This window comes from Vibrio sp. 10N.286.51.C3 (assembly GCF_003050065.1).
GTDB classification, from domain to species: domain Bacteria; phylum Pseudomonadota; class Gammaproteobacteria; order Enterobacterales; family Vibrionaceae; genus Vibrio; species Vibrio crassostreae.
In genome coordinates this window covers 37986-57780 of the sequence record NZ_PIGC01000001.1, presented here as the reverse complement: position 1 = coordinate 57780, position 19795 = coordinate 37986, and the positions used below count along the sequence as shown (strand labels likewise).

At 44.2% G+C, this 19795-nt stretch carries 13 protein-coding genes; 7 read left to right on the top strand and 6 right to left on the bottom strand.

Going from position 1 to position 19795, the window contains the following annotated elements; translation table 11 throughout:
* Positions 1-255: 255 nt before the first annotated feature.
* Positions 256-3897, top strand: coding sequence for a pullulanase-type alpha-1,6-glucosidase (gene pulA / locus CWO27_RS00250; RefSeq protein ID WP_107898340.1), 3642 nt, complete (start codon positions 256-258; stop codon positions 3895-3897).
* A gap of 571 nt (positions 3898-4468) precedes the next feature.
* On the opposite strand, the gene CWO27_RS00245 is transcribed toward pulA, so the two are convergent.
* Both CWO27_RS00245 and lamB read right to left on the bottom strand, forming a co-directional pair.
* Entirely contained in the window at positions 4469-5299 is an 831-nt protein-coding gene (locus tag CWO27_RS00245; protein ID WP_107898339.1) for a MalM family protein, read from the bottom strand.
* Positions 5300-5460: 161 nt separating this feature from the next.
* The gene (gene lamB / locus CWO27_RS00240; RefSeq protein WP_017078577.1) at positions 5461-6669 is read right to left on the bottom strand and encodes a maltoporin LamB; all 1209 of its coding nucleotides are present in this window, start codon (positions 6667-6669) and stop codon (positions 5461-5463) included.
* Positions 6670-7103: 434 nt separating this feature from the next.
* On the opposite strand from lamB, the gene glgX reads away from it, so the two are divergent.
* The 3 genes from glgX to CWO27_RS00225 all read left to right on the top strand — a co-directional run bounded on the left by glgX (position 7104) and on the right by CWO27_RS00225 (position 11937).
* Positions 7104-9077, top strand: coding sequence for a glycogen debranching protein GlgX (gene glgX / locus CWO27_RS00235; protein WP_107898338.1), 1974 nt, complete (start codon positions 7104-7106; stop codon positions 9075-9077).
* A gap of 248 nt (positions 9078-9325) precedes the next feature.
* A complete protein-coding gene (locus CWO27_RS00230; RefSeq protein ID WP_107898337.1) occupies positions 9326-11068 on the top strand; it encodes a sensor domain-containing diguanylate cyclase in 1743 nt (580 codons plus the stop codon).
* A gap of 140 nt (positions 11069-11208) precedes the next feature.
* Complete coding sequence (locus tag CWO27_RS00225) at positions 11209-11937, top strand: tRNA (adenine(22)-N(1))-methyltransferase (protein WP_102530031.1); 729 nt, start codon at positions 11209-11211, stop codon at positions 11935-11937.
* 104 nt (positions 11938-12041) lie between these two features.
* Here the strand turns inward: CWO27_RS00225 and CWO27_RS00220 are convergent, their stop codons facing one another.
* Positions 12042-12986, bottom strand: coding sequence for an acyltransferase (locus CWO27_RS00220; RefSeq protein WP_102530030.1), 945 nt, complete (start codon positions 12984-12986; stop codon positions 12042-12044).
* Positions 12987-13324: 338 nt separating this feature from the next.
* Between CWO27_RS00220 and CWO27_RS00215 the strand changes: the two genes are divergently transcribed.
* From CWO27_RS00215 to CWO27_RS00205, 3 genes are all read left to right on the top strand, one after another.
* Positions 13325-14128, top strand: a complete 804-nt coding sequence (locus CWO27_RS00215) for a ferredoxin--NADP reductase (protein ID WP_102431445.1) — start codon at positions 13325-13327, stop codon at positions 14126-14128.
* A gap of 73 nt (positions 14129-14201) precedes the next feature.
* Positions 14202-14534, top strand: coding sequence for a DUF1971 domain-containing protein (locus CWO27_RS00210; protein ID WP_048660978.1), 333 nt, complete (start codon positions 14202-14204; stop codon positions 14532-14534).
* A gap of 222 nt (positions 14535-14756) precedes the next feature.
* Positions 14757-15752 carry a 2-hydroxyacid dehydrogenase gene (locus CWO27_RS00205; RefSeq protein WP_107898336.1) on the top strand — a complete coding sequence of 332 codons (996 nt, stop codon included), beginning with the start codon at positions 14757-14759 and terminating at the stop codon, positions 15750-15752.
* A gap of 100 nt (positions 15753-15852) precedes the next feature.
* Here the strand turns inward: CWO27_RS00205 and CWO27_RS00200 are convergent, their stop codons facing one another.
* The 3 genes from CWO27_RS00200 to CWO27_RS00190 form a co-directional block, all read right to left on the bottom strand.
* Complete coding sequence (locus CWO27_RS00200; protein WP_107898335.1) at positions 15853-16725, bottom strand: patatin-like phospholipase family protein; 873 nt, start codon at positions 16723-16725, stop codon at positions 15853-15855.
* Between the two features lie 204 nt (positions 16726-16929).
* Entirely contained in the window at positions 16930-18381 is a 1452-nt protein-coding gene (locus CWO27_RS00195; RefSeq protein ID WP_107898334.1) for a catalase, read from the bottom strand.
* Between the two features lie 200 nt (positions 18382-18581).
* Positions 18582-19751, bottom strand: a complete 1170-nt coding sequence (locus tag CWO27_RS00190; protein WP_107898333.1) for a glycerate kinase — start codon at positions 19749-19751, stop codon at positions 18582-18584.
* Positions 19752-19795 lie beyond the last annotated feature (44 nt).

Here is a 19795-nt window from a genome sequence, read left to right as displayed (position 1 = left end):
CTACGCCTTAGGTTATTGATTCCGAACATATGAGTCATTGATCCAATTAATCCAGCACTAACCAAATACAAAGCGTGATATTGACACTAGGTTTCTTATAATTACGAATTAAAAATAACTTTATACATTGCCATCACAAATAGTTGACCTTGGTTAAAGCTAGGATATTTATCTTCATAAAAAGTGAAATATGGATATCAAAACGTGAACAACATAAATATTAATAAAATTATATCTCTACGAAACACCTTCAATATGACCAAAAAGAGAAGCTTCAAGCGCTCGACTTTGGCCAAAGCGATTTTACCTCTATTCACCGCTACTTTGATCGCAGGTTGTGGCAGTGATAGCGACAATGACACAGACGCAGGCAACGATGGCTTATACAAAGCAGGCGAAAACGAAGTCGTTGTGTATTACAAACGTGATGTTGCAGCCGCGAGCACTTCGGGCTCAACTTACGACGGTTGGGGGCTTCACCTATGGAATGGCGAAGGCTGTACTAGCACAGACTTAAAAGGCATGGGGCTAAGCGAAACGGGTACTAACTGGGAAGCACCTTACGAATTTGATGGTATCAGTGATACCTACGGCGCTTACTATGTGTTGAAAGTCGATCCAGATGCTTCTGACCCACATAAATGCATGAACTTCATCTTACACAATGGCGACGAAAAAGCGTTTGGTAGTGCCAATTCAAAAATCGAGTTAACCAAACTTGGTGATTCGCAAGGTGTATTCGGGTTCCATGGCAGCAGCGAGCTGTACTACGACCCAATTTCAGAGCGCCCAGTGAATATTGATGGCCAAAAAGCGCATTGGTTAGACGCAGACACTATCGCTTGGGAAGCCGCTGGTAACGCCGATTCTGTCAAGCTGTTCTACGCACTCGATAACAGCATCACGATGAACGACGACAAAGAGATCGTGGGCGGCACTGCAATTGAACTAAGCAAAGATGGGGAATTGTCTTCTGAATTGAAAGAGCGTTTCCGCCACCTTGCAAGCTTACCTGCCCTTGCTATCGACGTTGACGACAACACATTACGCACCATCTTAAAATCTCAGATAATTTTTGTTGCCTATAATGCCAATGGCGATGTTATCTCTTCAACTGAGGTTCAAAAGCCAGGTGTGCTTGATGCGGTATTTGCTAGCGAAGATGCTGGTAACGCAATGGGTGAAGAACTAGGCGCGATTGTTGAAGGCAGTGCAGCGACCTTCAAGCTTTGGGCACCAACCGCGCAAGATGTAGAACTCGTCTTGTACAGCGAAGATCTGCAAAGTTCACAAGTGTTCCCAATGACGGAAAGCACTGAGACGGGTATTTGGGCGACTGACGCGGTACCTAACGCTGTCAACAGTTACTATCGCTACCAAGTGAAGGTTTACCATCCAACCACAGGTAACATTGAAACTCGCCTAGTAACCGACCCTTACTCACTCAGTTTGTCGAAAAACTCAGCATACTCTCAAGTGATCGATCTTGATGATTCAGCATTAATGCCTGAAGGTTGGGTTGGATATGAGCGTCCAACGGTAGAGAAAGACGAAGACCATGTACTTTACGAATCACACCTTCGTGACTTTAGCTTCAGCGATAAACTAGGCACAGCAAGCCTGAACGGCAAGTACCTCGCTCTCACAGAAGCCGATCGTGAGTCGGTCAAGCACCTACAAGCTCTGCAAGAAGCAGGTTTAACCACGCTGCATATCTTACCGGCATTTGATATCGCGACCGTTGATGAAGATGCCGCGAGCCGCGTCGATATCACCGACACCGTTGGCAAACTGTGTGATGTAAAACCGACTGCTGCTTTATGTGGAAACGAAGACGAAAATAAAGTCATCGAAGATGTACTCGATGGTTATGACCCTTCAACAGGCGATGCGCAAGCATTAATGAACGACCTGCGCATGCTGGACAGCTTCAACTGGGGCTACGACCCATTCCACTACACTGTGCCAGAGGGCAGCTACGCGACCGATCCTAATGGTTCTCAACGTATTCTAGAATTCCGTCAAATGGTGAAAGCCACGCACGACATGGATCTCAAGCTGATCATGGACGTGGTATACAACCACACCAATGCATCTGGCGTAAACGATAAGTCAGTACTGGATAAGATTGTCCCTGGGTACTACCACCGTCTTAATGTGAACACAGGTGGCGTGGAAAACTCGACCTGTTGTGACAACACTGCGACCGAAAACCTAATGATGGGTAAGTTAATGGTCGACTCACTTAAGGTGTGGGCTGACGACTACAAGGTGGATGGTTTCCGTTTTGACTTAATGGGTCACCAACCAAAAGACGTAATGGTAGAAGCTCTTGCTGAAGTTCGTAAAATCGACGAGAACACACTGTTCTACGGTGAAGGGTGGGATTTCGGCGAAGTAGCGGATAACGCACGCTTCGACCAAGCGAACCAAATCAATATGGCAGGCACAGAGATAGGTACATTCTCTGATCGATTGCGTGACGCTGTTCGTGGCGGTAGCCCGTTTGATGGTGGCGTCGATTCAGAAGGCAACCACCCACTTCGCTTTAACCAAGGCTTTGGTAACGCAGCGATTGCCAACGAAGAAACCAAAGTTGATCAAGATTCGATCAATGGTCGTTTGCATAACCAAGACCTTGTTCGTTTAGGTATGGCAGGTAACCTCGCAGAATACGTACTGATTGATTACAAAGGCGATACCAAACTGGGTAAAAACGTTGATTACAACGGCGCGCCAGCTGGTTACACTAAGATGCCTTCAGAGAACATTTCTTACGTTTCAAAACACGATAACCAAACGCTGTGGGATAACAACGCATACAAAATCGCCACCGGTACTAGCTCTGCAGAACGCGCTCGCATGCAGTCGGTCTCACTCTCGACCGTCATGTTGGGCCAAGGCATCCCATTCATACACATGGGTTCTGAACTGTTACGTTCTAAATCAATGCAGCGCGATTCTTACGACTCTGGCGATTGGTACAACCGCGTGATGTTTGATGGTACTGACAATAACTGGAATGTTGGCTTACCTCGTGAAGACAAAGATGGTGCGAACTGGGATCTGATCAAAACTATCATTGCTGACAGCACTGCTAAACCAGACGCAAACGACATTGAACTGACTAAGCAGCAATTCCTAGAACTACTAAAAATCCGTAGCTCAAGTGAACTGTTCCGCTTAGGTACAGCAGACGAAGTCATGAAGCGTGTCGATTTCCGAAATGTTGGCGAAGATCAAGTCGAAGGCCTGATTGTCATGTCTATCGATGATGGTGTGTCTGCGGGCGACGATCTTGACCCTGCAAATGATGCGATTGTGGCAGTTGTAAACTCAACTAATGAATCTCAATCGTTCAAAATCACAGGAGCGACAGGCTTTACACTTCATGACGTTCAACAAAACTCTGCTGATGATACAGTGAAAGGTGCAAGCTTCGCCGCTGAGACCTTCACAGTACCGGCACTAACCACCGCTGTATTTGTACAAGCTCAAGGTGATGCACAAGGTGTCGGTCTGCCAGTTGATAACTCTGATAAAGATGTGTCTAGCATTCCGCCATACGGTCAAACTACCGTGTATGTACGTGGTGATATGAATGGCTGGAACCCTGTTGAGGGTTGGGCAATGAGCTTTGTAAGTAACGGCGTTTATTCAGTAACAGGTAGCTTGGAAGCGGGTAACTATGGCTTCAAGTTTGCAGATGCTGACTGGAAAACACCTAACTTTGGTTGTGACTCCGTTGAACTTGCTAATGGGTCAATCAACCTAGGTAGTGATGGTAACTGCCAACTAAGCGTAGCAGAAGCTGGCAGCTACACCTTCACTCTGAATGCGATTAATGAGCTGGATGACAATGTAGAAAAAGCGGTCGTTTCAGTAACCAAGAATTAAGCCTTAAAGCTTACGATTCTAATAAACAGATAATAAAACCAGCGCAAGCTAGCCTTTTGGGAGACCTCAGTCTCCCTTTTTTTGTGCTCAACAAACACCAATCCCAACACGTCCCACCCTTCCCTGACCTTGATTAACATAAATGTTAAGAGATAAACAAACCGCCTTGGTTCTTGGTTCTTGGTTCTTGGTTCTTGGTTCTTGGTAGAAAGTATAACGATGTCGTGTGAACGTATAATTCCAGTGTACGTAAAGTTTAGGAGGCCGACTTTAGGCCACTAGATGAAATAGCGATTCGTCAATAGAGCTCGTATTCAGCTATTTGACAAGAGTAAAATAGACGAGAGTGTTTTTTAGTAGTTAGTAAATCAAAACTATAAACAACGAATTACGCCCATTTATATTAGCTATTGGTTATTGGTTATTGGTTATTATGTGTAAGCCTGAGATTATTTACATTCAAAGATTCTGGTTAACATGAGTATTACTTTTAATATATTACAATCAATAAAAAAGGCTCCCTACTAGGAGCCCTTCTCTTTATATCAATCAGTATTTACAAACTATTCGACTACTTTTTATTGACGGCTTTTACAAATACTTCTTGCGCGCCTTCAATACCTAGTGCTTTTGCTTCATCTAATAAGCTCAGAGCTTTAGGAATATTGTCTTCAGTTACAGCCGTTTGAATCGCATTGTGATAGTAGGTTTGCGTTTCAGGTTGAATGGTATCGATCTTAGTCGCAGCGGCTGGTTTAGCGTTAGATTCGCTGCTCGATGAACCAATAGAAAAGAAGCTCGCTTTATCGATTGTTACTTCTATCTTACCAACGTTAGCATTTGGAATCGGGATATCTTTCACTTCAGGTAAATAGTTACCACGACCTTCCGCATCTAAACGAGCAGGATGGATCACATCAGTAAAATCACCAATATCAGCTTGATCTGTATAGATAACTAAATAAACTGATTTTGCTGTTGTCGGTGGGTAAAAATCGTTCTCAGCAACGAGACGGTTCCCCAAGTGTAGTCTTGGTTTAGCGTACTCGAAACTCTCTTTACCGTAACGCTCTAGCTCACTACCGTTTTCGTCATAGATAACCGCATTAGGAACAAACGCTGTATCGCCGATAATGCTCGTGATATTAATCGAGTACTCACCGCGATCTGCAGGCAGTTCAATCGCTACTACAGGGCTGTTTATTCCTTGATAGTTTAATACTTGGCTATTTGGTGTCACATCAAAAATTGCCGAGCTTGGAAGCTTCATCGGGGCAAATTGAAGACCAGTAATCGAGTTAACTTGTTCAGCCTGTACCACTTGCACTTGCTCGACTACTTGTGCAGATTGGCAACCGGCCAATGCAACACAGCCACTCAACATCAGAGCTTTAAAATACATAACCCTTCCTTTTTATTTTTTTAAGAAATTTACTAACTTTAATTACCACAAAGAGAACTATTCACCTAGGGAACGATCAACTTAATCGTACATTCCTTAAAAAAATAGCCGACGCAAGCCGGCTATGAATTAGGACAGTTTAGGATTTTAAGCTAAGTGGCTTACCACCAAGCTTCAACTTGGATACCAACAACGAAGTCGTTGTCAGCACCTTTAGCTGTTACATCTCCGCTCGCATCTTTCACTTCGCCGAATGAATCACCTTCTAGATCCATTAGGTAGCTACCGTATACACGGATTTCAGGACGAGCCCAGAAGCTGTCACCCATTGCCCATGCTTGAGCAACAGTAAATTTAGCGCCACCAAAGTCAACGTTGTCTACTTCACCAGCGTTATAGCCAGCTTCGAAGATAGTACGCATTGTGTCGTTCCACTTATACATTGGACGAGCCACGATAGAGTATTGGCTTGAATCATGCTTATCAACACCTAGGTCTGAACCTGCTAGGTATGCAAGTTGGTGACCCATTTCCCAAGATTCGCCTAGGTTCATTACACCCCAGTTAAGAATACGGTAACCAAAACCATCATCTTGAGCACCAGAGCGATCATAGTAAGCACCAGAACCCCAGAAGTTAGCCATTTGAACGCCGTAACCAGCAGTACCTAGCTGAACAACTGTTTGGTTAAAACCATTGCTCATGTTTTGGTGGATAATACCTGTAGCAAGTAGACCATCATCACCATCGTATTTGCCATTCTTGTTTTCAGTACCGAAGTTGTAAACAACACCAAGCTCTAAACTAGCATCTTCCCATAAACCGATATTCGCTAGGCGGGCATCAGCCATGTAACCAGCACCGTTCTCATCTTCGCCATCTTGAATAATTGCTAAAGAAAGTTTTTGGTTACCAACTGAAATATTTTCAATACCACCACCAGTACCTGATGTATTTAGGAAGTAGAAGTCAGTGATGTGAATATCTTTACGTTGGTAGTATGTTTTACCAGCCCAAAGAGTCGCTTCTTCATCGAAAGATAGAACGCCTTTTGCTTTAACCGCAAACTGAGCAACGTTAAAGTCACCGTCTTCCCAACCATTTGCGCCATCAGCACCAGAAGCAATCATTGACTCTAAACGCCAAGTTTGCTCACCAGTTTTTAGTTCTTCAGCCAAGCCAAACTCAGAGTAGTTGTCGTTTTCATTACCTAGACGGCCAATACCATTCTTCATGAATGAAACGTCACCACCATCATTTCCGCTAATACCAGTACCAGCACGCATGTAGCCATTAAAATCTACAGCGAACGCAGAGCCAGCAGCTAATGTAGTTGCCACTGCAGCAGCAATCAAACTTACTTTTTTCATTCTTAACTCCATTAAGGACGATTTATTTTAGGTTTTTATATTTTTGCTCTCTTGCGGCAACCAAAGGCAGTAATGGTAGTCGTAAGATAGAGAGGTTTAGGGTTTCCCCTGATTCGTTTCAACGGGGTCAATATTAAGAGGGGATGACAAGTTTGACTTCCTCCACCCCTAAGTTAATTAAGGGGGACTAGAGGGGAGTAGAAAATATACAGAATGGTGTTTTAAAGAGGTAGATCACTTAATCTAGGAGGAGTAGACAGCACACAGATCTAATTATTCACCTTAAGTGAGATCTACTTCAAATATATAATTTGAACCTAATCGGTAAATTATTTTTTTAACAATAATTATTCTGTGAAGTTGCTTGACCTTACTGTGACAAAGCTTTTTACTTATAGTTCACTGATGTTGATAAACGAACAAGAAATCAAGCAATGACTAGAACGCTCGCTCGCCCTTATCCACTAGGCGCAACGCTAGGAAACACTGGCTGTAACTTCTCAATTTATTCTCCTGACTGTAAATCCCTCTCTCTTGCTCTTTTTGACGAGAACGATGAATTCACCACTTATAAGTTGGAAAATGAATACGCTGATATCAGATATGTTTTTATTGATGGTATAAAAGCGGGGCAAAAATACGGCTTCATTGCTGACACTGACAATGGGCCAATCCTACTTTCAGACCCGTATGCCAAAGCAATCAGCGAACCGCTCGATTACGTCACGCCGTATACCAATGAGAAGAGCTTTGCTATGGCGAAATGTGTTGTTATTGATGACACTTTCGATTGGCAAGGCGTAGAAAAACCACGCATTAGCCGCGAAGAGACCGTTCTTTTTGAAACCCATGTAAAAGGCCTATCTCAACTTCATCCTGAAGTAGCGACCAATACTAAAGGACGTTACTTAGGGTTAGTTAGCCCTGAAATGCTTGCGTTCTATAAACAGCAAAATATCAATTCTCTACAACTTTTACCTATTGCTGCGTGTATGCATGAACCCCACCTATTGGATATGGGGAAAGTAAACTATTGGGGTTACAACCCATACCTGTTCATGGTGCCAGACCCTCGCTATGCAGAAAAAGACGCGGTTACTGAGCTCAAAACCGCGATTCGTGAACTGCACCGCAATGGTATCGAGGTCATCCTTGACGTCGTATACAACCACACAGCTGAAGGTGGTGAAGGTGGGACAACGTTCAATCTAAAAGCGCTGGATAGCAACTCCTACATCAAACATGGCTGTCATTATGCGAACTTCACAGGCTGCGGTAATACGGTCGATCTAACCCATCAACCTGCACTCAACTTAGTCATGGATACGCTTCGTTACTGGGTAAGTGAATTCCAAGTCGATGGCTTCCGTTTTGATTTAGCAGCCACGCTGGGGCGAGAAGGTGACAACTACAATCCTGAGGCCGCTTTTTTCAAAGCCGTTGCTCAAGATCCTGTACTTAAAGAAACTAAGCTCATCGCTGAACCTTGGGACATCGGCCCGAATGGCTACCAAGTTGGTAATTTCCCGTTAGGTTGGAATGAGTGTAACGACAAGCTCAGAGACATCACACGCAGCTTCTGGCGCGGTGATCAAGGCTACCTGAAAGAGTTTGCGACTCGCTTGATGGGTTCACGTGACATCTATAGCGCAGCACACTGGCCGTACAAATTGACCGTCAACTACATCACTTATCACGATGGTTTCACCATGCAGGATCTTGTTTCTTACAAGCACAAACACAACGAAGAGAATGGTGAAAACAATCGCGATGGACACGGTGACAACCGCTCTGAGAACTATGGTGTTGAAGGCGAAACCGAAAACCTGTTAGTGATCGCCACGCGTGAGAAGCAGAAACGTAACTTCATGGCGAGCCTGCTGTTTGCTTTTGGTATTCCACATATTCTGACGGCCGATGTGTTATCTCATACTCAAAAAGGTAACAACAACGCATACTGCCAAGATGGCGTGACAAGTTGGCTTAACTGGGAAGACTCTGAACGCAAGACATACTTCAAGACTTGGCTATCGGAAATGATTTCTGCTCGTCAGCAATACATGGTGCCATTTATTAAGGCATTCAGTGGCGAAAAGCGTAACTCTAATCGCATCTTCTGGAGCCGTGTCGATGGCACACTCATGGAGCATGATGACTGGAACCGTTTAAGCTCAGTTGCGCTGCATTTAGGCATTGGTAAAAATGGTGACGAGTTGATTTATCTGATCAACCAAACCAACGCACCAGCACGTTTTTCTTTACCTAGTGATCGTGATCAAAACTGGGTGAAGATCTGCGATACTAACCTACGAAATGTAAAACCGGGTCATGCTGAAGGTGAAATGTTATTGTCGCCAACTTCGATGGCGATTTTGCATTATTCGCCAGGAAAGACTGAGTTAAGTTAAAAGTTAAGCCAACGTAATAAAACACCGAAAACCATAGAAGCCAGTTATATTTATGACTGGCTTTTTTGTTAGCCTAATATCACAAAACTCATTCATTTATATGGAATCATTTGCATTGATGTGATTACGAAAACTGTTTAGTATGGCCGTACTATAAAAATGAATCTATAACGTCTTTGGATATCATGGCTTTACCTAAAACATTAATTCGGCTTTTTAAACCATACATTATTTTATTAACTGGAGGGATGCTCTATCTAGCTGTGGCTCAGCTTGAAAAAGTAGAAACAGCAGCAACTGAACAATCATCGTCAAACATTCGTATCGCAAGCTCCACTATTCGTTCCAACATCGAAGCGGTATTTGGCAAGCTTTACTTCCTAGAAACTAGCCTAGGCTTACCTCAAGCCACCAGCTTTGATGACAAAAAATTCCGCGAACTCAGCGATAACATTCTAAAAAGAACGCCTAACTTCTCCGATATCATTCGATACCAACCTCAATATCAAAACTACATTTCCACTCGAGGTTTGCCTCTATCAAATGAACAGATATCAGCAATTCAATGGCATTCAATAGACAGTGTTGTTGAAGACTTCTATATCTCTTCCGTTTACCAAAAGGCAGACGGTCGTTGGGTATTCGCCGTAAAGCACACAGCCGAAAGGCTGAATGAGGAAATATGGATTGAGTTTGATCTTCTGCACACCACACAAGGCTTAAGAGATTTAAAGACCCTTAACCATGGTTATGTGTTCGTGGTGGATAGAGCGACAGAACGACTGGTTTTCCACCCAGACCCAAAACGTATAGGCTCTAAATCTGTTAGCTATCACGCAGGTATCAGCCATCAACTCTCACAAGGTGAAACCGTTGGTAAGCACGAATACTACTATCAAGATAACTTCAAAATATCGGTGTTTGACGCTGACAACAGCTTGAACTGGGTATTCATCGCAGGCACCGATCGCCACGACATCTTAACCAGCTCACACCAATTTACGCTAACTGGCTTGGTACTTGGTTCACTGCTTCTATTGTGGATTGGCGCAAACTATTTGGCTTATCGTTTGAACGTGTCCTTGTCACAACTGAATAAAGTCGATGACCTTGTAAGCTTTAAGCGAGAGTTAAGATCCATACTGGACAGCTTCACCTACCAAAAAGGCATTCAATTCTGTCTCTATCAGCCTGAGAACCACTCATTCAGTACCATCGACTATCACGGAAATAAATCAACGGTACATTGTGACAAAGCCCTTGCAGAGCGCTTTGCTCCGGACTCCATGGCTTACAGAAGCGGAAAATACGCCGACCCATTGGCGCGTAAACTCAAAATACACCAACGCCATTACTGTATTCCTTTGCACTCTCGTAAGCAGTTGATCGCTGTGCTCTATGTAAACGCAAACTTACCGATTAGCCAGAATATTCTGCGAATGATCCGAGATTACACTGAGGTATCTTTGTCGAACTTACTGCTTCAACATCAATTGAGCAGCAAAGATCTGATGACACAGTTAGACAATAAAAACAGTTTCAGTAGCGCCATCGAAAACTACGCGAGCGAGCCCGATACCTATGTTGCTCTGCTTGATATCGATAACTTCGACCACGTAAACCGTGCCTACGGTGAAGCAGTCGGTGACAAGATGATTAAGCTGACTGCAGAATCAATACGAAGTTACTTCCCTAAACCAATAGGTCTTTGCTTGGCACGTGTTGGAGGAAAAGAGTTCGCTGTATTATTCAAAGCGAATGATGTGAAAGATGCCAAATTCCAGCTAGACCAGTGCCGAAGAGCAATCGCGGAGAAAACCATCGTCACTCCAGATATCACCTTATCACTAGGGGTTAGCGTGGGGTTCTCGCAAATAGAAGGCGAACGCGATTCAGCTTTAGCGCTAGCGGAACAGGCAAAGCTTATCGCACAACAGCTTGGTAAGAACCGAGTGGAAGGCCATATCAGAGCCGTTGCCAAAGCATCTTAAACGTATTCCAACAAGCCTGTAGACTATCTCACACGACAAAGCACCTAGGGTTCACATCCAAGGTGCTTTTGTTTTTCTAGAAAGTCATTACAATGCGCCTTCGATAAGACAATATCCCCTTTTCTAACGACACGAACCTTATGAAGCTAAGTAACCGACTGCAAACTCTCCATTCCCTTGTCAGCAATGACTACCAGCATATTTGGGACTGTTGCTGTGATCATGGCTTTTTGGGTGTTCAACTGTTGTCGGATAACAAAGCCTCTCAGATTCACTTTGTCGATATAGTCCCGTCTCTGATGAATGAACTGGAAGGCAAGCTAGCGCGCTACTTTCCACAAGATAACAGAGCTGAAAAAACGGTTACCAGTCAATGGCAAGTCTACTGCATGGATGTCGCCGCTATTCCGCTTGAGAAACATACTGGCAAACACCTGGTTATTATTGCAGGCGTCGGTGGCGATCTGACTCAGAAATTAGTCGATGATATTCACCGTCAACACCCAGACAAAGCGATCGATTTCTTGCTTTGTCCGGTGCATCAGCAATTCGAGTTGAGAAGCCATTTAAAGGCGCTCAATTTTGGTCTTATTGATGAAATGTTGATCGAAGAGAACCGTCGTTACTACGAGGTTTTATTGGTGAGTAATAACCAAGGTGATTCAGATAATAGCCAAAACGTTCGCGAGATATCGAACGTCGGTGACAAGATCTGGGCACCAAGTTGTGACGAACAAATGAAGGTATCACAGCAATACAAAGCCAAAACATTGCAGCACTACTTACGTATCCATCAAGGACAGGAGAAGCAAGGCAAACCGAGTCAAGTGAAGCATATTATTGATGCCTACCAGTCGGTTAAACCATAGTAAGTACTAACTTTATTGCTGAATATTAAGAATGTTCAAATCAATAAAAAGCCGATAGTTCAATGAACTATCGGCTTTTTCAATACTATCAGTTTGGTTTGAGCTTACTGCTCTTGTTTCTTATGAACCGCATCTGTCTCATCAATCGATTCAGCCTCAGAGGGCGTATCAACCCCATAAACCGTATCAAGATAAGCATCTTTCTCTTTCCACGTATTGTTCAACCAACTGTGGAAGCGACGTTTAAACGCCTTATCTTCAAAGTAATTGCCGTTTACGTTCTCATCCATTGGGTGCAATTTAATACGCACAACTACCTTAGTCATTTTGCCTTTCAGCATATCTTCAAACGGAGAGGTTTGGTTTTCAGGGTAAGCTAGAGTCACATCCACAATGCCATCCAAAATTGGACCCATTGCAGATAAAGCAAACGCTACACCGCCGGTTTTCGGCTTTAATAGGTGTCGATAAGGGGTTTTCGCTGTCGCCAGTTTGTCGTGGTTAGCACGCGTACCTTCGACAAAGTTAACCAATGTTGTCGGCGCTAGCTTGAACTTAGTACACGCTTTGTTGATTGCATTGAAGTCATCATTACGACGCTCTGGGTTACGTAGCAAAAACTCGCGAGAGTGACGTCGCATGAACGGCATATCCAAGCCCCAGCAGGCCAAGCCAACAAAAGGCACATACAGCAGTTCGTGCTTAAGGAAGAACTTCGTCATCGGCATCTTGTCTTTCAAGATGGAAGACAAAATCACAATATCCGCCCAGCTCAGGTGGTTCGACATCATCAAATACCACTGCTTAGTCGAGATATCTTCCCCGCCTTCCACTTGCCACTCGATGTCATTATTCACGTTCAACATCCAAAGATTGAGCGAAGCCCAGCACCAGAATGTGAAGTTAGCTAAACGAGTACACGACTTTTGCACAACAGAGATTGGCAGAATCAGTTTGATGAGGCCAAAGAAGCTCACGGTAAACGCAGTCATTGCGGTATTGAGGGTCACGAACAACACGTTCAAGGCCATACGAAGATTATCAAGCATAAAACACGGCTATATTGAGATCGAAAGCCGCCATTATACGCATCTACAAATTATTCTCTTTAGTTATTAGTACAATACTTCAGGGGTCAAACCACTCTTCGGACTTTGCGAAAGCTCGGCTCTAAATCCCCCAAAACAACGCACCACGTACACAACAAACACACATATGAGTCATTTAGACCAATTTATAAAAGGGTCTTTTTGACACAAAAAAATTAATTTTAGCCAACAAGTCAGTATTGATAAGCATTCTCATTATTGGCATGGTACATGCAACTCCAAAATGTAAATAGTTGAGTATCCTTAATGAGATAACTTCTCTTCTTAAAGGTGATGATATGACAGATATTCCTCATGGTTTGGTAACCGGAAAAGTCCTACACAAGACAGAATGGACAGAACAATTGTTCTCACTCCAAGTCAGTGCTCCTGTCTCCCCTTATCAGGCAGGTCAGTTTACTAAGCTCGGTTTGCTAAATAGTGAAGATGAGTTCGTGAGACGTGCTTATTCAATGGTAAACGCACCAGAGCACGAAAAAGGTCATCAACATCTCGAGTTTTTAATTATTAAGGATCAGAACGGTCAGCTCTCTCCTCAGCTTCATGAATTGAAAGCAGGCGATGACATCTTTGTCGGCAAAGACCCAAGCGGCTTTATGACATTGGATGAGCTCCCAGAGAACGTCGACGATCTATGGATGCTTTCAACCGGAACCGCGGTTGGCCCATTCATCTCAATGCTCGAAAGCATGCAGATTCAACAACAGAATGGATTGGCTACAGAAAAAGCCGCCTCATTCAACAACCTTGTATTGGTTCATGCCGTAAGAACAGAACAAGACTTGACTTATCGAGACCGTATCACTCAACTCGTCGATCACTTTCAAGGAAAACTTAAATATGTGCCAATTATTTCTAGAGAATCAGTTACCGGAACTTTGCGCGGACGAATCCCAAGTTTGTTACTTGGAGGCGACCTTGAGCAAGCCGCGTCTGTCGCTTTCAATCAAACCCGCAGTTTCTTCTACCTGTGTGGCAATCCGCAAATGGTTCGTGACACAAGTGAAGCGCTAACCAGCTTAGGTTTCGAAAAACACTTACGCAGAAAGCCCGGTCAATTCAGCAGCGAGAACTACTGGTAAATACCAACCACCACCAGTTACATAGCAGCACAGAAACACAACTTTCAAAGAACAGTCAGATAAGAGGTTTTATATGAGTCATTTACGTATTCCGTCACACTGGAAAATCCAACGTTCAACACCGTTTTTCACTAAAGACAACATCCCAGCAGCACTGCTCAACCATCACAACACCGCGGAAGGCGTGTTTGGTCAGATCTGCGTCATGGAAGGCACTGTCACCTTCTATGGTTTTGCTGATGCAGAAGCAACAGAACCAGAAAATGTTATCACGATTGAAGCCGGGCAATTTGCCACCAGTCCACCTCAATATTGGCACCGAGTAGAACTGAGTGACGACGCGCAATTCAACATTAACTTCTGGTCAGAAAAAGAGACCAAGAAGATGTTCAACACTCGAAAATAAGATCCATTCGATATTGATGAACTTATAAGCAAGCTACTTCGTACTGTGATTTTTAGTGTTCAATAAGTAAAGATATAAGACCAAATAACCATAGTAATTACAATGACTAATGGTGATAGACAAGAGAAAAAAACTCTAGCACACTGAACAGAGTTATTAGTTTTAACCCCTTATCAAATAAACATAATTGGGGTTTTCATTTTTTAGGTAAGAGAGGAAGCCATGCTCAACATTGCTTTTTTTAGCTCAAAATCATACGACGAAAAATCATTCAACCTAGCGAAAGGCAAACTCAACGCTGAGTTTCATTTCCATGATTTTCGCCTCACTACAACCACAGCGAAAATGGCGCACGACAATGAAGTGGTGTGTGCATTTGTAAATGACGACTTATCACGAGACGTGTTAGAGATTCTTGCACAAGGCGGCACTAAGCTGATTGCGATGCGTTGTGCAGGCTTTGATAAAGTCGACCTAGACGCAGCCAAAGAGTTTGGCCTGCAAGTGGTTCGCGTTCCGGCTTATTCACCAGAATCGGTAGCTGAACACACGGTCGGCATGATGATGTGTTTGAACCGTAAACTGCACAAGGCATACCAACGTACTCGTGATGCGAACTTCTCCCTTGAAGGGTTAGTAGGCTTTAACTTCCACGGTAAAACCGTTGGTGTAATCGGTTCAGGTAAGATTGGCTTAGCAACCATGCGTATTCTGAAAGGTTTGGGCATGAACATCCTATGTTACGACCCGTATCCAAACCCATTAGCCGTTGAACTAGGTGCTAAATACGTTGAACTGGATGAGCTTTATCAAGAGTCTGACGTGATTTCTTTGCACTGCCCTATGAGTAAAGAAAACTACCATCTATTAGATGCGACTGCATTTGAGAAAATGAAAAATGGCGTGATGATCGTCAACACTAGCCGCGGTGAACTGCTAGATTCAACTGCAGCTATTGAAGCGCTTAAGCAGAGTAAGATTGGCGCGCTTGGCCTTGATGTTTACGACAACGAGAAAGAGCTGTTCTTCCAAGACAAGTCTAACGATGTGATTGTCGATGACGTATTCCGTCGCCTATCTGCTTGTCACAACGTGCTGTTCACAGGTCACCAAGCTTTCTTAACCAAAGATGCTCTGTTCAACATTGCCAATACAACACTAACCAGCGTTGACGCTTTCTTTGCAGGCAACACCAGCGGCAATGAGCTTGTTCAATAACGAACTGAGTTAAAAACAAACTAGATCTACAAATATAAAGCCACGCAGGTTCTTGATGAACAGCGTGGCTTTTTGGTTTATGCCTGTATCGAAAGCAGGGCTAGATGCAGAAGTGACAATCCTCTATATCTAACCCGTATGTACCTTTTCGAATCGCCAGATGCTCTTCCCCTGCCTTCACGCCCATCTCATAACCTGCATCCAAGATGCTTTGATCCATAGTGAGTCGCTTAACTGCAAACGTTTCCGGTGGCGCAATCACCTTGATGGTCGCATCTTTTGGAGGGTTACGAATGAACTCCAAAGATTGGTTGTAGTTTTCAGCACGCACCGCCATCGACTCTGCAATGTTAGGGAATTTCTTTAATAGTTTTTTCAGCATCCATTGGTGCTTTTGAGGCTTCATTCGGTAACTCAAAGGATGAGAAAGAATCACGGTAATGTCTCGTGCACCACGACGGTATGCTTCGCGAACCGGAATTGAATCCGCTACGCCACCATCGGTATAACAACCACCAGAGAAGCACGGTGTTTCACGGTAAGCGATAGGTAGAGCCGTTGTTGCTTCAACCACGTTAGAAAGGTTTTCAGGCTTGATATGGTAGTAGTCTGCACTGCCAGTATCGACGTTAGTTACAGCAGCAATTAAAGGAACACTTGAGAACAGCTGACCGTAATCAAGCGGATAACGTTGGTTAGATTCATCCCACAACCACTTAACGTCGACCAAATTGCCACCTTTAGCAAAGCGAGCAGGGTTAAAAAACGTCTTATCGGTCGCCATGGTAGTAATCACGTTATAACTACGCTTCGGTGCTTGAGATAAGTAACCAACAAGGTTCGACACGCCCGCAGATACGCCAATAGCAAAATCATAGGGACGGAAATCGTCTTGCATAAAGGCGTCCAACACTCCGGCAGCGAAGATGCCTCTCATTGCTCCACCTTCAACGATTAATGCGCTGTTACTCATCTCAAACTCTTCTACTTTATAAACTGATAGTCGTAGAATAATTCGATCACTCTTACAAAGATAATGGGCTGAGTTTATTAATTTGATAGGCAAAAGCTATCATTAAATATCAACTAAGATTCAATAGTTTATTAAGCCATAGGAGCAAAAAAGGCCGTGAGTGCATCACTCTACGGCCTATTGATTAACCAATTACATTATCGATTACGAATTAAACTCGCTTACATCGATTTCAAGCAGTTTACCAATGCCTTCGCCGTATGCCGGGTCGGCTTTGTAACAGTGTCTTAGGTGACGCAGTTGAATCTCTTTAGGCACGCCGCCTAGGTTACGAGCTGTGTTATCAAACAGAATCGCTTGTTTTTCTGGTGTCATCAGACGGAATAGGTCTCCCGGTTGTGAGAAGTAATCTTCATCTTCGCGGTGATCCCAGTGCGCTGCAGCACCATCCAAGTTCAATGCTGGCTCTGCAAAGTCTGGTTGCTCTGCCCATTGGCCTTCATTGTTTGGCTCATAGCCAAGTGTACTGCCAAAGTTACCATCAACACGCATTGCACCATCACGGTGGTAGCTGTGTACAGGACAACGAGGTGCGTTCACAGGGATATGCTGATGGTTAACACCTAAACGGTAGCGCTGTGCATCACCGTAAGCAAACAGGCGACCTTGCAGCATCTTGTCTGGTGAGAAGCTGATACCCGGAACCACGTTTGCAGGGTTGAATGCAGACTGCTCAACTTCAGCGAAGAAGTTTTGCGGGTTACGGTTCAATTCAAACTCACCCACCTCAATCAATGGGTAATCTGCGTGTGGCCAAATCTTAGTGAGGTCGAACGGGTTGTATGGCACTGTCGCTGCATCCGCTTCTGGCATCACTTGCACTTTCAACGTCCATTTAGGGAAGTCTTGGTTGTCAATACTGTCTAACAAGTCGCGCTGGTGACTTTCACGGTCATCGCCGATCACTTGTGCCGCTTCTGCATCAGACAAGTTCTTAATACCTTGCTGAGATTTGAAGTGGAATTTAACCCAGAAACGTTCGTTATCTGCGTTAATAAAGCTGAATGTGTGGCTACCAAAACCGTGCATATGACGGTAAGTCGCAGGGATACCACGATCACTCATCACAATCGTGATTTGGTGAAGCGCTTCAGGTAGAGAGGTCCAGAAATCCCAGTTGTTCTTCGCGCTGCGCATGTTGGTGCGTGGGTCACGTTTCACCGCGTGGTTTAGATCTGGGAACTTAAGAGGATCACGAAGGAAGAATACTGGCGTGTTGTTACCCACCATATCCCAGTTACCTTCTTCAGTATAAAACTTCAATGCAAAGCCGCGAATATCACGCTCAGCATCGGCAGCACCGCGCTCACCCGCTACAGTCGTAAAACGGGCAAACAAGTCGGTCTTTTTACCTACTTCAGAAAACAGCTTTGCCTTGGTGTATTTGGTGATGTCATGCGTAACAGTAAATGTACCGTAGGCACCAGAACCTTTCGCGTGCATGCGACGCTCTGGAATCACTTCACGATCAAAGTGAGCCAATTTCTCTAAAAACCAAACATCTTGTAGAAGCTGTGGGCCACGTTTGCCCGCCGTTTGAACATTCTGGTTATGAGCAACAGGACAACCCGCAGCTGTAGTTAGTTTTTTACTCATGGTCTATTCCTTAAGGTAAAAGATATCGCATCGTTGCCATATCTTCGATTAAAGTGGATTCAGTACTTTAAAAACCACTAAAATAATATGGATAAAGAATAGACCTGAGTGACTAGAAAATATAATCGTTTATATTTATCGTTGCTATCTATGAAACCTATCGAACAGGTGAGTTAACTAAGCCTTTGTATCACCGAACTTTATTTAAGAATTACATGGCCTAACCTCAGAGTTGAGGCAATGTTCCTCGCCGTTCTGGTTAGGTTCAATTCAGCTTCTCGTAGTACTTGCTCGAGTGGCTGAGGAGAGCGCACTGTTCCGAACAAGCTGCTCATTTCACCATATAAGGCTTCGACTTCAGTGCCCAAAGATCCTGCAATCCCTATCGTCGGAATGCCTTGCAAGCTCGCACGTTTAGCAATGCCATAAGGCGTTTTTCCTTGAAGGGTTTGATTGTCCATCTGACCTTCGCCGGTAATCACAAGGTCTGCGCCTTTCAATACTTCATCGGCTTGTAAAACATCGAGTACCATCTCAATGCCCGGTTTAATCTGCATATTGAATAGCAAGCCAAGTCCCATCGGCGTACCACCAGCCGCGCCATAACCCGTGCGCTTGTGAACGGATTCATCGCCACTAACACAACCTTGCGCTTCAGCTACTTGAGCAAAGTTCGCAAGCGCCTGATCCAGCATCACAACTTGTTCTGGGCTTGCGCCTTTTTGTGGGCCGAATATATGGCTGGCACCATTATCGCCACACAGTGGATTATCCACATCGCACGCCACAATCAATTCGATATCAGCACAGCGTGAATCTAGATCGGTAAGATCGATAGATGCTAAATCCGCTAGCGCAGCGCCACCTCGGCTGAGTTCTTGCCCTGCACGATCAAGCAATCTACCACCTAACGCTTGTACAATTCCTGCACCACCATCATTGGTCGCACTGCCACCCAAGCCAAGAATGATCGTTTGAACGCCCTGCTGCATCGCTTCTAAAATGAGCTGACCTGTACCAAATGAAGAGGCTACCAATGGATCACGCTGCTCTGGTGTTAACAAATCCAAGCCTGATGCGGCAGCAATCTCAATCAGTGCAGTTTTTTTCTGATTGCTTGCGGATGGCTCAAGTATCGCCCACTCCGCGTTTACAAGTTCACCCAACGGCCCTTCTACTTGGTAGGTTCGCTTCTGTCCTGCTAAACCTTGCAACAACACATCTACCGTACCCTCACCACCATCAGCCAGAGGTAAAGTCACATAGTCAGCGTCAGGAAAGATTTCACGAAAACCCTTTTCAATACACGCCGCCACCGATACCGCCGATAAAGATTCTTTAAACGAGTCTGGTGCAATAACAATTTTCATACTGATAAATCCAAGGAAATAATAATTTTGATAGGCTGTCGATC

What these genes read in the sequence shown, in the direction of transcription:
- pulA (WP_107898340.1), top strand. Translation starts at nt 256, where the DNA reads ATGACCAAAAAGAGAAGCTTCAAGCGCTCGACTTTGGCCAAAGCGATT.
- CWO27_RS00245 (WP_107898339.1), bottom strand. Translation starts at nt 5,299, where the DNA reads ATGTATTTTAAAGCTCTGATGTTGAGTGGCTGTGTTGCATTGGCCGGT.
- lamB (WP_017078577.1), bottom strand. Translation starts at nt 6,669, where the DNA reads ATGAAAAAAGTAAGTTTGATTGCTGCTGCAGTGGCAACTACATTAGCT.
- glgX (WP_107898338.1), top strand. Translation starts at nt 7,104, where the DNA reads ATGACTAGAACGCTCGCTCGCCCTTATCCACTAGGCGCAACGCTAGGA.
- CWO27_RS00230 (WP_107898337.1), top strand. Translation starts at nt 9,326, where the DNA reads ATGCTCTATCTAGCTGTGGCTCAGCTTGAAAAAGTAGAAACAGCAGCA.
- CWO27_RS00225 (WP_102530031.1), top strand. Translation starts at nt 11,209, where the DNA reads ATGAAGCTAAGTAACCGACTGCAAACTCTCCATTCCCTTGTCAGCAAT.
- CWO27_RS00220 (WP_102530030.1), bottom strand. Translation starts at nt 12,986, where the DNA reads ATGCTTGATAATCTTCGTATGGCCTTGAACGTGTTGTTCGTGACCCTC.
- CWO27_RS00215 (WP_102431445.1), top strand. Translation starts at nt 13,325, where the DNA reads ATGACAGATATTCCTCATGGTTTGGTAACCGGAAAAGTCCTACACAAG.
- CWO27_RS00210 (WP_048660978.1), top strand. Translation starts at nt 14,202, where the DNA reads ATGAGTCATTTACGTATTCCGTCACACTGGAAAATCCAACGTTCAACA.
- CWO27_RS00205 (WP_107898336.1), top strand. Translation starts at nt 14,757, where the DNA reads ATGCTCAACATTGCTTTTTTTAGCTCAAAATCATACGACGAAAAATCA.
- CWO27_RS00200 (WP_107898335.1), bottom strand. Translation starts at nt 16,725, where the DNA reads ATGAGTAACAGCGCATTAATCGTTGAAGGTGGAGCAATGAGAGGCATC.
- CWO27_RS00195 (WP_107898334.1), bottom strand. Translation starts at nt 18,381, where the DNA reads ATGAGTAAAAAACTAACTACAGCTGCGGGTTGTCCTGTTGCTCATAAC.
- CWO27_RS00190 (WP_107898333.1), bottom strand. Translation starts at nt 19,751, where the DNA reads ATGAAAATTGTTATTGCACCAGACTCGTTTAAAGAATCTTTATCGGCG.